We start from the raw sequence: 11,191 nt of genomic DNA on the forward strand, positions 1-11,191 counted from the left end.
GGCTGTGCAGTGCGCACTCCCGGAGTGAATCGCGTGAGGCGATGGATGCATCACCGTCGGCGACGGTACTGCTTCCGGGTATATGCAGCGTGTTCATTTCGCATCGGTCGCGTCGCCAGCAGGCGATCATTGGAATCGGTGTCCCGACCAAAGGATATGTCTATATGACGACCTCCATTCGTCCTTCGCTCGGGGTTGCCGGTCGATCCGCGCACGGGTCCGGTCGGGCGTGGTGGCCAAGGGGCCGACACGCGTTCGATCAAGGCATTTCCGCGACGGGCACGGTCCGGGTTCCTGGGGCACGCGGCGGCGGTGGGTACCACCGGTATTCGCCTCGGGTCGTAGCGGTCCTGCTCCTGGGCGCGGTGGGGCTCGCGGCCGCTGGCTGCGCCGGTTCCGTCGGGGACAGGCCGAGGCCTTCGGTGAGCCCGACCCCACGGGCGCAGTCGCAACTGATCTCCCTTTGGGACAACGACGCGAAGCCCGTGCCCGAGGCTGATCCGGACCCCGCCGCGGTCGAGGTCGGGCTCCGGTTCCGTGTCGACATCCCGGGCGAGATCCTTGGAATACGGTTCTACAAGGGTCCCGACAATATCGGCGACCATACGGTCAGTCTGTGGTCAGGTGCCGGTGAGCGACTGGCGACCGCCACCGCCACCGGCGAAAGCAACACCGGCTGGCAGGTGGTGATGTTGGCCAGGCCCGTGTCGGTACAGGTGGCCACCACGTACACGGCCTCGTATTTCGCGCCGACGGGCCATTACTCGGCGACCCCCGAGTTCTTCGATCAGGTCGTGCCGGTCAGCGGGCCGTTGCGCGTCGCCGGGGCGACCAGCGGGGTGTACCACTACGGCGGCGGCTTTCCTGAGACGACCTACCGCGACTCCAACTACTGGACCGATGTCCTGTTCCGACCGGCGTCGCAGTCCTCAGGTGAGCCCGCGGCTGCTCCTGTGACCCCGGTCTCATAACGCATGGTTATCAACGGATGGTTCTCGTTGCCGTCGAGCGTGCATTGATCATTAGGATGATCGGTTGGATGTACGGCGGCAATCCGGGTCGACGGGCACCGGCGCGCCGCTCACTGCCCGCCTGCTCACTGCCCGCCGGCCCGCCTGGGCGGGCCGGCGGTGCGGTCCGCTCTCATCACAGGGCGTTCATCTTCCTGAGCTCAAATAGTGGCGGCGAGGGGTGCGGCTTGGTATCGTGTTGGGTTGTTGTCGCTTGTCGTGCATCGACACGAAAAGCTCCAGTGCCCTTCTCGCTCTGATGTCGGCCGTGTATCTTGGACTTGATCCGGTGTCGGCGCAATGCTGACCCGCGCTGGGGGGCGAGGGCACGAGTGTACTTTTCGGATTTCATCGGGGTTCTTGTCCGTCGCTGGTATATCCTGATCATCGGGATCATTCTGACTGGCCTGGCCGGGGTGGGCGTGCACGCCACCATCGGCCCGACATTCGAAGCCCATGCGGCGGTGGTGGTACTTCCGCCGACGTCGGACTCCGGTACCACCAGCACGGCGGGGAGCCGAAACCCGTATCTGTCCATTCCGCTGGGTAACACCGCGGACGTTCTTACTCGGATCATGGCGACCGAAGGCGTTCGGCAGGAGCTCAAGGCCGCACACGCCACCTCGCCCTACACCATCGCGCTGGTGGCCGACGGTTCTCCGGTTCTCGAGATTGCCGCCACGGACACTTCACCTGCCGCCGCGACCAACACCGCCTCCGTGCTGGTGAAGGTGGCCGGGACCGAGCTTGAAAAGCTGCAGGTCATGCAGAACGTCCCGAAGAGCGCGATGATCCGGGCCAGCCAGCTTATTTCCCCGACCGCGCCCGATGAACTCCACGGGAGCCAGACCCGGGCGCTACTCGGTGTAGTCGCGCTCGGTGGCATTCTATCGGTCACGATGTGTTTTGTCGCCGAGGGGGCCTTTACCGGCCGGCGTGCGGCCTTGGCCGCCGCGGTCCGCGGCCGGCGCACCACCGGCTCGCGGGGTGGTGCGGGTTCGAAGGGCGCAGCCCGGTCGCGGGGCGGTTCCCGTAAGTCCGGGACGTCCGCCAAGGGACGCGGCGTCGATGATCTGGAGGAAGACGACAGCGGCGACCCTGGTTCCGAGGATCTGGAGGAGCTGGACTGGGATGACGAGGGGGACCACGAGGAGCAGGGCCCGGTGCAGCCACGGGACACGCGTGAGACCACGATGGTTCTGGTAGGCCTGCGTCGCCGTTCCGACAAGTAGGCCGGCCAATGCGTGGTCTGCCCTTCGGTATCGCCCGGCGCATGTCGCCCCGTGTTCATCTGCCATATGTGGATGTCACCTCTTTGTTGTCGCTTTATGTGGTGCTCCTTCTCGGTATTCCGTCACAGTTGATCTTCGGTCCTCTTGGTGCCGCAGGTACGCCGGCCAATCTGTTGGGAATGGTCTGCCTGTTCTGGTGGATCCTCGCGGTCATGCTGCCCTTCGGGGGTGTGGCATCGGGGCCACAGCCGGTCCGTATTGCGATGGTGTTCCTGTCCGCCATGGTGTTGGGAAGTTACGCGGCTGGTGCGATGCGGCCGGATATCGTCCCCGAGGAACTCCGCGCCGCCGACCGTGGATTATTGCTGTTGGCGACCTGGGCCGGTGTGGCCCTGATAGTCGCGGACGGCATCCGGTCGTGGCGCCGGTTGGACGATCTGATCGGCCGTCTCATCGGGATGGGTGTCTTCCTCGCGGTCCTCGGTATGCTGCAGTTCTCGATCGGCCTCAACATCGCCGGCTACATCCACGTTCCGGGTCTGCGGGTCAACGGGACCCTCGATCTCATCTCCGCCCGGTCGATATTCCGCCGGATCACCGGTACCGCGAGCCATCCGATCGAGTTCGGTGTGGTACTGGCGATGCTGTTTCCTCTCGCACTGAGCCGCGCGTTTGCCGCACCGCCGGGGAAGGTGAAGATGCGGCGGTGGCTCGCCGCGGGCAGCATCGGTGTCGCGCTGCCCATGTCGGTGTCACGATCGGCAATTCTCGCCATCGCGGTGGTTGCCCTTTTCATCATCCCGAGCTGGGACCGCCGGCGGCGCCTGGCCACGCTCAAGGTGATGCCGCTGTTTCTCGTCGGCATGCGACTGATGATTCCCGGACTGCTCGGTACGATCACGAGCCTGTTCACAAACATCAGCAACGACCCGAGCACCAAGGGCCGGACCGAGGATTATGCGGCGGCCGCGAAGTACATTGCGTTGCATCCGCTGTTCGGGCGGGGTTTTCGTACGTTCATCCCGAGCATGTACCGGTTCCTGGACAACCAGTATCTGATGACCATCGTGGATGCCGGGCTGATCGGCCTGGTGCTGTTGCTGTTGACCTTCCTGATCGGAATCTTCACCGCGCGCGGTGCACGCCGTCGTAACGACGACCCCATTCGTAAGGATCTTGCCCAGGCGATCGCGGCGGCCATTGCCGCGGCAATGGTCAGCTTCGCGACCTTTGACGCACTCAGCTTCCCGATGTGTGGTGGGCTGCTCTTCCTGTTGATCGGTCTCGCCGGCGCGATGTGGCGGTTGTCGGGTCAACCTCATGATCAGAATGAGCAGGGCCGCCCGGAGCCTCGTGCGTCCCTCGTCTCGGTTGCGACCGCCCGGCCTTTGGTCGACCAGATGAGTAGCGCGGCCCGTTGATCAGTACTGTAGGTTGCGTGATTATCCCTCGCATGGCTTGACGGCTACTCTCACCAGGCTTTTTTCTGTATTCATGGAAGGCTTGCCGGCCCTGCCTTCAGGCCGCGCTCCCAGAAGACTTCCCCCCGGCCTGGCGAGCGGTTCCCCGATACCGGGCGAGGGTTGTCCGTGGCGCCGGTCGCGGTCGGCGACCGGTGATACGGGTACCTGGTCGAATCTGCTAGGCTCGATTTGGCCGGTGGGAGTGTGCCATACCTGGGGGGGATGGATGACGGGGGCCCAGTCACGCGACGATTGTGCTGTCGTTGGCATAACCGTGGGTAGCGAGAGTGAACTGTTGGTGAAATCCGGCGGGTATTCTGAGTTATCGTTAGGCGGGTTGCCGTCGAGCCGCAGCCGGTTCGTTCGGGGCATGCTGCGTGGAGCGGTGGAGGATAACGCGTCCTTCCCCTCAATCGAGCTACAGGGCATCCCCCTGGTCTGTCTCACGGTCGCCGACGCGCGCAACGCCGTCCGGGCAGCGATGGAGGATCCCCGACCCGCGCTCGTCGCCTATGTCAACGCGCACTCGCTCAATCTCGCCTACACCGACGTCGCCTACCGGGCTGCGCTGCAGCGGGCTCACCTGGTACTGCCGGACGGTATCGGTGTCGCGGTCGCAGCCAGGATGCGAGGGCTGCGCTTTGCCGCGAACCTCAACGGTACGGATTTCACCCCGGTGCTGCTCACCCTCGCCGCTGAACAGGGGTATCGGGTCTTCCTGTTCGGCGGTCGTGCCGGTGTGGCCGGCCAGGCCGGTGATGTCCTGCGGGAACGGATCCCGGGGCTACGCATCGCCGGAGTTCGGGACGGCTTTGGCTGGGCGGACGATCCGGACTCGGTTGTCGAGGAGATCAGGGCAGCACGGGCCGATCTGCTGGTGACCGCACTCGGGAACCCGCTGCAGGAACTCTGGCTGGACCGCTATCTGGAGGCCACCGGCGTGCGCCTCGGGGTCGGGGTGGGCGCCTTTCTCGACTTCACAGCCGGCCGGGTGCCGCGTGCCCCGGATTGGATGATCAAGAACCGGTTGGAATGGGTGTGGCGCCTCAGCGTCGAGCCACGCCGGATGTGGCGCCGCTACCTGGTCGGTAATCCACTGTTCATCTGGCGGACGCTGGTGAGCAGGCAGCCACCGGCCCAGCTTCGGCTGCGGCGCCGCGTCCTCGCCGGCGCGTACCCGGTCCCGGCTGAGTCATGGATCGTCGGCCAGGGTCAGCCGGCATCCCACGGCGGGCTGACCCCGCCGGCCGAGGCGTCACGGTGACCGCTGACCGTGAGCCAGCCGGCTCCGTCGAGATGCCGGCATCGCTTGCCGGGACGCAGCCGGACGTGACGGTGGTCGTCGTCACGTTCAACAGCGCCGAGGTCATTGTGGACTGTCTGGATGCGCTGCCCGGGGCCTTCGCGGCGGGTGCTCGCGGCGGGCTGTCGTGGCAGGTCGTGGTCGTCGACAACGGCTCGACCGATGACACGACGGTTCTGGTCGGCAAGGCCAACCCGGATGCGCTGGTTGTGGAGACCGGCGTGAACAACGGGTACGCGGCGGGTGTCAACGCCGGCCTTGCCACCGTGCAGCCGCGGCGGGCGGCCTTGGTGATCAATCCCGACGTGCAGCTCGACCGGGGCAGTGTCACGGCGCTGTGGGACGCCCTGCGGCCCTTCGACACCGGCATCTGCGTCCCGAGACTGCGTGATGATCAAGGTCGGTTGCACCACTCGCTGCGCCGTGAGCCCACGGTGCTTCGGGCGCTGGGCGAAGCGGTGCTCGGTGGTGAGCGATCCGGGCGGACGGCGACGCTCGGTGAGGTCGTCACCGACGACCGTCTGTACGCCTCGCCCCAGGTCGCGGACTGGGCAACCGGCGCCGCTATGCTGATCTCCAGGGAGTGCCTGGACGCGGTGGGCCCCTGGGACGAGTCGTTCTTCCTGTACTCGGAGGAGACCGACTTCATCCTCCGCGCTCGTGATCACGGCTTCCTGCTGCGCTACGTACCACCGGCGGGCGCCGTCCATCTGGGTGGTGATCAGCACTTCTCGCCGCAGCTGTGGGCTCTGGGCCAGATGAACAGAGTACGACTGCAGCGCCATCGCCGAGGTGTGGCCGCCGCGCGCGCGATGCGCTGGGCGTTGATTCTCAACGCAGGTCTTCGTGCTCGCCGGTCGCCGACACACAGACAGGCATTGCAACTGCTGCTGTCCATCAATCCCGCGGTCGGGTTCCCGCCGGTGGCCTCGTTGATCGGGGCTCCGGGCATTTCGGGTGGTCCGCCGGCGGCCGGGCCATGACCATGCCCACGGCGTGGGAAGTCGTGACCTGGCAGGCCCGCGCTGGGGATCCGCTGCAACTCTGCGACGCTCCAAAAAGTTCCTGGGGGAGATAGTGACACAGAATCGGGACACCGCCGCCGGCACCGGCATCGGCATCGACACCGTGCAGCCGGCGGCGGTACGGCCGTTTCCCACAGATGTCGTCATCGTGGGAGGCTGCGGCCACGTGGGGCTTCCACTGGGTATCGCGCTGGCCTCGCGCGGCCAGCGGGTTCGCCTGTACGACATCGACGCGGCCGCGGTAGGGATCGTCAATGAGGGTCGCCTGCCCTTCCGGGAGCCGGGTGCCGCCGGGGTGCTCGCCGAGATGACGGCGGCGGGTCAGCTACGTGCCACGACCGATCCGGCGGTGATTTCCGAAGCGGAGCACGTGGTGGTCGTGGTCGGTACGCCCGTGGACGGGCATCTCAACCCCGACCCGCAGGTGGTACCCAGGGCGATACGCACGTTTTCGGATCATCTTGTCGACGGCCAGCTGCTGATTCTGCGCAGCACCGTCTACCCGGGCGTGACCGCCCTGGTGGAGAAACTGATCTCGGAGATCGGTCGCGACGTCCAGGTCGCCTTCTGCCCGGAACGGATCGCCGAAGGGCGGGCCATGACCGAGCTGTTCGAGCTCCCGCAGATCGTCGCCGCCCGGACGGACGCCACCAGGGTGCGCGCGACCGCGCTCTTCGCCGTTCTCACCAGCGAGATCGTGGACCTGCAGCCCGAGGAGGCGGAGCTCGCGAAGCTGTTCACCAACACCTGGCGATACATCAAGTTCGCGACCGCCAACCAGTTCTACATGATTGCGAACGATCTTAATCTTGATTTCGAGCGCATCCGCGGGGCACTCGCCCACAACTATCCAAGGGCGGCGGACCTGCCCGGCGCAGGCCTCGCCGCCGGCCCCTGTCTGTTCAAGGACACGATGCAGCTGGCGGCCGTAACCAACAACACGTTCGCTCTCGGTCATGCCGCGATGCTGGTGAACGAGGGCCTCCCGCTTTACCTGGTCTCTCGGTTGAAGGAACGTTTCGACCTCGCCGGTATGGTCGTCGGCATACTCGGGATGGCGTTCAAGGGTGGTAGTGACGACACCCGGGCAAGCCTGTCGTACAAGCTCCGCAGGATTCTTGACTACTCGGCGGCCGGCACGCTCTGCACCGATCCGTATGTCACCACCGACGCTCGTCTGCTGCCGTTGGACACGGTTCTCGAACGGGCCGATCTCCTCGTCCTGGCCGCACCGCATCCGGACTACGCCACGTTGGAGACGGACAAGCCGGTGGTCGACATCTGGAATCTTCTCGGCGAAGGCGTGCGGGTATGACGTGTTTTTCCACTGAGGGTGGTACGGAGAACGTCCGATGACACCTCGGGTGTCGGTGGTGATGCCGGTCTACAACGAGGGCGACGCCATCGTGCCGGTGCTGGACCGGCTGCTGGAATCGGTGAGTCTCCCGTGCGAAATCATGGTCATCTATGACTTCGAGGGTGACTCGACCGTGCCGAGTCTGGTCGTTTACGCGGAGAAGGACGCGCGGGTGCGACCGGTTCGCAACACCTACGGGCGAGGGCCGGCGAACGCGATTCGCTTCGGCATAGAGCACGCGGTCGCGCCGGTCACCGTGGTGACGATGGCGGATGGCAGTGACGATCCGCGCCAGATCGACGAGCTGGCGCGGCTGGTTGACCGCGGTGTGGTGGTCGCCGCGGCCTCCCGTTACATGCCCGGCGGTCAGCAGGTGGGCGGCCCCATGTTCAAACGGGTGTTGTCGCGCGCGGCCGGGCGGTCCCTGTCGCTACTCACCCGCATCGGTACCCGGGACGCGACGAACAGTTTCAAGGCGTATTCAACCGATTTCGTCCGTAACGTCGGAATTGACAGTCGGTCCGGTTTCGAGATCGGACTTGAGTTGACCGCCAAGGCTCGCCGTCTCGGCCTGCCCGTTGCCGAAATTCCGACAATATGGCTTGACCGGGCACTCGGCGAGTCGAATTTTGATCTTGCCCGCTGGTTGCCCGAGTACCTCCAGTGGTACCGCTTCGCCTTCGGTCGGAGGTTGACTGTCGGCGAACTGCAGGCCCTGCGGCACACCGCGGGAACCGGTGGACCCGGCCCACGAAACGGAAACTATCCCCGCCCGCGACTCCCGAAGGTCAAGGGTGCGGGTGAGACTCCGTCCGAAGACAGCGCGAAAACTGGTTCTCCCGCGTCGGCGGAGGCCCCGAGAGATATCGAGGAATGATACAGATGGCAACGGTTCTGGTGACCGGCTCGGCCGGTTTTATCGGTGGTTATGTCGTGCAGGATCTCCTGGGTCGTGGCTACGACGTGGTGGGTCTGGACAATCTCTCGAAGTACGGGCCGGTCGCCCGCAGCTACGACGAGCATCCGAACTACCGGTTTGTCGAGGGCGATGCGCGGGACACCGACCTGCTCAGTGAGCTGCTCGCCGACTGCGACCATTTCATCGCCGGTGCGGCCATGATCGGTGGGATTTCCTACTTCCACACGTACGCGTATGACCTGCTCGCCACGAACGAGCGCATCATCGCCTCGTCCTGTGATGCCGCTATCCGGGTTTTCCGCGCCGGCGGACGGTTGCGCAAGGTGACGTACCTCAGCTCATCGATGGTGTTCGAGTCGACGGACCGCTGGCCGTCGGTGGAAGGCGACGAGCGCAAGGTCGCGCCGCCCCTTTCCTCCTACGGGTTCCAGAAGCTCGCGGTCGAGTACTTCGCCCGAGCTGCGTGGGACCAGTACGCGCTGCCCTACACGATCGCGCGGCCCTTCAACTGCGTCGGTGTCGGCGAGGGCCGGGCGCTCGGCGAGGTCGAGGTGCTGTCGGGCAACGTCAAGCTGGCCATGAGCCACGTGGTGCCCGACCTGGTTCAGAAAGTATTCAAGGACCAGGATCCGTTGCACATTCTTGGTGACGGTAGCCAGGTGCGGCACTACACCTATGGCGGCGATCTGGCCGCGGGAATCGTGACGGCGATGGAGCATCCGGATGCTCTCAATGAGGACTTCAACCTCTCCACCGCCGAGTCGACCACTGTCCTGGAGCTGGCCGAGCTGATCTGGAAGAAGATCAAGGGTCAGGACGAGGAGTTCCGCTACGTCAGCGACGACCCCTTCCAGTACGACGTGGCCAAGCGGGTGCCGAACGTGGACAAGGCCCAGCGCGTCCTGGGTTTCACCGCCGACACGCCGCTGGAGACCATGTTGGACGAGGTCATCCCGTGGATCGAGCAGGCGGTCACGGACGGCCGGATCTAGAGCGGGATCTGGAGCTGACTGGAGGTCAAGGATGGCATCACGCAGGTCTGGCGGGACCCTTGTCGCCGCCGGCCGGGTCGGCGTCACGCACCGGCGTCCGCGTGGGCTCGCCGCGCGTACTGAGCTGTCGGACCGCCTCCGGTCAGTGTTTCCGCTGGACTCCGGGCCATTGGCCCGCCCCGGCAACGTCGTGGGCGTCCTGGCGGCGTTGGTCGCCGGTACGTTGGTGTCCCTCGCCCGCCAGGGTGGGATCGGCGCACTCGACACGATGTGGGCCGAGGACGGACATATCTTCCTGGAACAGTCCGTGCGTTTGTCGGTACTGGACGCGTTCACCACCACCTACGCCGGATATCTGCACGTCGTGCCGAGGACGATCGCGGCGCTCGCCGCTGTGTTGCCGTTGCGGGATGCGGCAGCGGGTTTCGCGGTCCTTTCGGCCCTGCTCCTCGCGGCTACCGCCGTCTTTGTCTATGTCGCGAGCGGTGCCACCCTGCGTCACCGACCGGTGCGGCTGGTACTGGCCGCATCATTCGTCGTCCTTCCGGTGGGTCAGGGCGAGGTCCTCAACAACGTCGCCGCGAACCTGCACTTCCCGCTGATGGCGGCGAGCGTGTGGGCGTTGCTGTGGAACCCGCGCGGGCGGGCCTCCAGCGCGTTGGCCGCGGGGGTGGTGGCCCTCGCTGTGCTTTCCGATCCGACGATGATCCTGCTGGCTCCGGTTGCCCTGCTGCGGGGACTGCTGTTGCGGGGGGCTCGTGGGTGGGCACCGGGCGCCGTGCTGCTGGCCGGATTTGTCGTGCAGATGATTCCGCGGGTGACCGGCAACACGGACCGCGCGTTCGAACCGCTGGCGCTCAGCCCGCTGAAGATTCCGGTTTACTACGCGCATAATGTGGTGGCCGGCGGGCTGTTCGGGGACAGGCTGCCGGGTCGTTCGGTGACGTCGCCCCGGGCGGCGCTGTTCATACTCCTGGCGGTCATGGTGCTCGGCGTGTTCGCCGCCCTCGCCTGGAAGCGTCGCCGGGCACCATCCACCTGGCTTGCTATGATCATGGTTGGGCAGAGCGTGCTGCTCTATACCGGGCCGGTGCTGCTCGCCGGCGCGGCAACCCCGCGGTACGCACTCGCACCGGCGCTGATCCTGCTGTCGGCGGCCGCTGTCATCGTGGACCGGGCTGTCACCGATGGCGACAACCTGGCTGTCGGCGAACCGCGACGGGCCGGATTCCGCCAGCATGCCTTCGTGGTTCTGCTGGTCTTCGCGATGGCAACGGGGTTCTGGATGGACAACGCCCGCGGTGACGGCCCCCGGTTCAGTCAGGAGCTGGCCGCGGGCCGCGCGCGCTGCGCGGCCCTGCCCGCTTCCGCAGCGGTCACGGTGCGGGTCAGCCCGTCGGGATGGTCGGCGAACCTGCCCTGTCAGGCCGTGCTCGACCGTTGAGCGCCGGGGCACTACCAGGGCTCACCACCGCACGATGACCTTCCGGGCGTCGAACCCCTCGGCGTAACGTGTGCCACACTCGACTCCGCGTAACCGCAACACCGCCCGGAAGGTCTCCTCGTCAAACCAGGGTTTCTCCTTCTGACTGGGAAAATGCTCGATGATGTGTGCAAGCTTTGCCGTGACGGTTTCCTCTGACAGCGGTACGTACAGCGTTGGACGCATTATGTCGCCGTCCCACTTCGGGATCTCGTAGCCGAGGATCAGCGCCCCGCGAAACGCCTGCCAGGCAAGTTCACCGAGAGCGCGATGGTCCTGATGTGCGTCGCCCAGCGACGGAGCGAACACCACATCCGGGCAGACCTGCCGCGCGATCGCCAGGAGCACCTCCTTGACGCCTCCCCATTCCCGGGGAAGGAAGCCGTCCCGGACCTCGTGCAGGTGAA

10 protein-coding genes are annotated in these 11,191 nt (G+C 65.9%); 9 read left to right on the plus strand and 1 reads right to left on the minus strand.

The genetic code is table 11. The features are described from left to right. Window positions 1-422: 422 nt before the first annotated feature. The 9 genes from U9977_RS13020 to U9977_RS13060 all read left to right on the plus strand — a co-directional run bounded on the left by U9977_RS13020 (window position 423) and on the right by U9977_RS13060 (window position 10,745). Window positions 423-971: a DUF4082 domain-containing protein gene (locus U9977_RS13020; protein WP_322749508.1), complete on the plus strand. Its 549-nt coding sequence runs from the start codon at window positions 423-425 to the stop codon at window positions 969-971. 371 nt (window positions 972-1,342) lie between these two features. Next, window positions 1,343-2,242 (plus strand): hypothetical protein, encoded by a 900-nt coding sequence (locus U9977_RS13025; protein WP_322749509.1) that lies wholly within the window; start codon window positions 1,343-1,345, stop codon window positions 2,240-2,242. Window positions 2,243-2,250: 8 nt separating this feature from the next. Continuing rightward, window positions 2,251-3,663 (plus strand): O-antigen ligase family protein, encoded by a 1,413-nt coding sequence (locus tag U9977_RS13030; protein WP_322749510.1) that lies wholly within the window; start codon window positions 2,251-2,253, stop codon window positions 3,661-3,663. A 427-nt stretch (window positions 3,664-4,090) separates the two neighbouring features. Then, window positions 4,091-4,969: a WecB/TagA/CpsF family glycosyltransferase gene (locus tag U9977_RS13035; RefSeq protein ID WP_322749511.1), complete on the plus strand. Its 879-nt coding sequence runs from the start codon at window positions 4,091-4,093 to the stop codon at window positions 4,967-4,969. Continuing rightward, complete coding sequence (locus U9977_RS13040; protein WP_322749512.1) at window positions 4,966-5,991, plus strand: glycosyltransferase family 2 protein; 1,026 nt, start codon at window positions 4,966-4,968, stop codon at window positions 5,989-5,991. The genes U9977_RS13035 and U9977_RS13040 overlap by 4 nt, the downstream gene beginning before the upstream one ends. 190 nt (window positions 5,992-6,181) lie before the next feature. Next, a complete protein-coding gene (locus U9977_RS13045; RefSeq protein WP_416210591.1) occupies window positions 6,182-7,348 on the plus strand; it encodes a nucleotide sugar dehydrogenase in 1,167 nt (388 codons plus the stop codon). 37 nt (window positions 7,349-7,385) lie between these two features. Continuing rightward, window positions 7,386-8,267, plus strand: coding sequence for a glycosyltransferase family 2 protein (locus U9977_RS13050; protein WP_322749514.1), 882 nt, complete (start codon window positions 7,386-7,388; stop codon window positions 8,265-8,267). A gap of 5 nt (window positions 8,268-8,272) precedes the next feature. After that, window positions 8,273-9,301 carry an NAD(P)-dependent oxidoreductase gene (locus U9977_RS13055; RefSeq protein WP_322749515.1) on the plus strand — a complete coding sequence of 343 codons (1,029 nt, stop codon included), beginning with the start codon at window positions 8,273-8,275 and terminating at the stop codon, window positions 9,299-9,301. Window positions 9,302-9,332: 31 nt separating this feature from the next. Continuing rightward, window positions 9,333-10,745: a hypothetical protein gene (locus U9977_RS13060; protein ID WP_322749516.1), complete on the plus strand. Its 1,413-nt coding sequence runs from the start codon at window positions 9,333-9,335 to the stop codon at window positions 10,743-10,745. A 21-nt stretch (window positions 10,746-10,766) separates the two neighbouring features. Here U9977_RS13060 and U9977_RS13065 read toward each other — a convergent pair. After that, on the minus strand, window positions 10,767-11,191 hold a 425-nt coding region (locus U9977_RS13065; RefSeq protein WP_322749517.1), incomplete at its 5' end, for a PIG-L deacetylase family protein.

The sequence above is a fragment of the Protofrankia sp. Cas8 genome (genome assembly GCF_963555845.1).
Lineage (GTDB): Bacteria > Actinomycetota > Actinomycetes > Frankiales > Frankiaceae > Protofrankia.

Bases quoted from the DNA above. Each gene is read 5' to 3' on its own strand.
- U9977_RS13050 (WP_322749514.1), top strand. From the start codon at position 7,386: ATGACACCTCGGGTGTCGGTGGTGATGCCGGTCTACAACGAGGGCGAC.
- U9977_RS13055 (WP_322749515.1), top strand. From the start codon at position 8,273: ATGGCAACGGTTCTGGTGACCGGCTCGGCCGGTTTTATCGGTGGTTAT.
- U9977_RS13030 (WP_322749510.1), top strand. From the start codon at position 2,251: ATGCGTGGTCTGCCCTTCGGTATCGCCCGGCGCATGTCGCCCCGTGTT.
- U9977_RS13060 (WP_322749516.1), top strand. From the start codon at position 9,333: ATGGCATCACGCAGGTCTGGCGGGACCCTTGTCGCCGCCGGCCGGGTC.